General features: G+C 62.7%; 2 protein-coding genes and 1 pseudogene. All 3 read left to right on the top strand.

Features of this window, described 5'->3' with window-relative positions:
* Positions 1-94: 94 nt before the first annotated feature.
* Positions 95-481 (top strand): annotated as a pseudogene (locus AB0F18_RS39065) (transporter); the annotation flags it as partial.
* Between the two features lie 73 nt (positions 482-554).
* A protein-coding gene (locus AB0F18_RS39060; protein ID WP_362070263.1) for an IS5 family transposase occupies positions 555-1,363 on the top strand; the annotation gives its coding sequence in 2 pieces (ribosomal slippage) (positions 555-872 and positions 875-1,363; 807 coding nt in all).
* 164 nt (positions 1,364-1,527) lie between these two features.
* Positions 1,528-2,223, top strand: a complete 696-nt coding sequence (locus tag AB0F18_RS39055; protein WP_362070260.1) for a hypothetical protein — start codon at positions 1,528-1,530, stop codon at positions 2,221-2,223.
* Positions 2,224-2,349 lie beyond the last annotated feature (126 nt).

Below are 2,349 nucleotides of genomic sequence, written 5' to 3'. Positions count from 1 at the left end.
GCTCCACACCTACAATCACCACCGAGGACACACCGCGCTCGCAGGCAAACCACCCGCCAGCCGCGTCCCCAACCTCACTGGGCAATACACCTAGGTGCTGTGGAGCGGACCGCGCCTGATCTGTATCGCCGGCGACTTCACGCGCTACGACGTTCACGCCGTACGCGAGCACCGCAGGTCGATCGACCTGGTCCGCTACCGACTCTTCGGCAGCGACCTGCTCGGCCTTGAGACCGTGGCGTCCGTGAGCGGTGGGGCGCAGGTACCACGGCGGTCGCGTCGGCAGGCGGTCGCACGGGCCGCAGCCGATGTCCAGGGTGCCTCGATGGCCGAGCTGGCGAACGCGGTCGACGAGGCCCTGCTCGGGCTCGGGGACGGTGTGAACCGCGTCGAGCGCAAGACCTACCGGGCTTATCAGCGGCTGCGGAACTTCGCCTGTCTCTGTCCGCCGCAGCGGAACAAGCTCCTGGTCTACCTGAGAGCTCGTAACAGGATCTTGTTGAGATGCCCTGGCCGGGCGTAACCGGTGTGATGAATCGGCCGTTCGTGAGTGTGTGAGCACTCGGCCGTGGATCGTGGACGACGACTTGTGGGCACTGATCGAGCCACTACTGCCGCCCTGGCCGACGAGGTCGCCAGGGCCGCGGCCGGTGGCAGACCGGTTGTGTCTGCAGGGCATTCTGTACGTCCTGCACAATGACATCGCCTGGCAACTCCTGCCACCTGAGCTGGGCTTCGGCTCCGGGCATACCTGCTGGCGGCGCCTGGAGCGGTGGCAGCAGGCCGGAGTCTTCGACCAGCTGCACCGCATCCTGCTCGCCGAGCTGAACGCGGCCGGCCGGCTCGACTGGTCGAGGGCGTGCGTGGACGGCTCCCACATCCGCGCGAAAAAGGGGGAGCCGACACCGGTCCGTCGCCGGTCGACCGGCGGAAGACGGGCAGCAAACACCACTTGATCTGCGACGGACGCGGCACCCCGCTGAAAGTCATCACGACCGCGGCCAACGTCAACGACGTCACCCAGACCCTCGCCCTGGTCGACGGCATCCCGCCGGTGGCAGGCCGACCCGGCCGACCCCGCCGACGCCCGGGCGCCTTGCTCGGAGACAAGGGATACGACTCCAACCCCAACCGGGACGAGCTGCGCAGACGCCGGATCCTGCCCGTCATCTCCCGCAAGGGCGCCCCGAACATCAAGGGCATGGGCAAACTCCGCTACGTCGTCGAGCAGACCTTCGCGCTCCTGCACCAGTTCAAACGACTCGCCGTCCGCTGGGAACGTCGCACCGAACTCCACGACGCGCTCGTCTCCCTCGCCTGCAGCCTCATCTGCTGGCGACGCCTCAGCAAGCCCGACTCATGATCGTGTTACGAGCTCCAAGTAACGGCGTCGCGACACGCGAACAACCGCTGGACGTTGACCGTAAAGGTCATTGAGAAACTCGCGTTGATTATTCAAACCACCGAGATGTCGAGGAGGCAACTGACGTGTGCCTCGTGACGGATCAGCGCATAGTCGGCAGTCCCGTGAGTGCATCGGACTTCGAATTCACGATCACATATACGGCCAGGTTTGACCCGGGTGAACTCGGCACTCAATTTCATGAGTTCGTGAAGGTACGAGAAAGCGACGTCATCGGTGCAGACGACGACCTCACTTCGGCCCAGGAGGCTGTATTCACGGCCACCAGCCAAGTCATGCAGCGGAGTCGGAGAGTAAGAATCAACAAAGACGTCGCGGATACGGAAATTGGCGAAGAAGAGATCTACGCCGAGATCGCGTTGCGTTCCCAGCAGAATCTTGACCCTGTGGTGGGCCCAGACTGCAAAGCGATCACACAGCCGGAGACGTTCGCAATTGAAACCACTCCACTGCAATTTGCCGCCAAGATCATTAGGCTGAAGTGCCTACACACCGCGGGCGGCGACTCCGATGACGTCAAGATGCAAATTGATGGCGTGAAGGTGTGGCCGCCGGGGGACCCAGAAGGATTCTTCACAATGAGCCCACTCACTACCGTCGAAATCAATGAGATACGGGAGATCCACGGCGACAATATGGGTGTCGCTCTCTTCGGAGATACCACCTTCGGGGCGGACGACAGGCTGGGGTCGACGAATCTTTCGAGGTTTGATCCCCCAGGCGAGCACACGAAGGAACTGAACGGAGAGGATGATGCGCATTACCAGCTCACCTACAAAGTGGTCACTATCGAGGGCTGAACGCGAGCTCGCTGGTGTCTACTGCGTGCAACTTAGACGTCATCTCATTTGGCGTGCTGTGTAGGCTGTCGATCGTGGCGGGAATTGTTGAGCGGCTGGTGCCGGATGAGTTGTGGGAGCTGTTCC

It is taken from the genome of Streptomyces sp. NPDC029216 (assembly GCF_040648015.1).
GTDB lineage: Bacteria > Actinomycetota > Actinomycetes > Streptomycetales > Streptomycetaceae > Streptomyces.
This window is presented reverse-complemented; position numbering and strand designations above follow the sequence as displayed.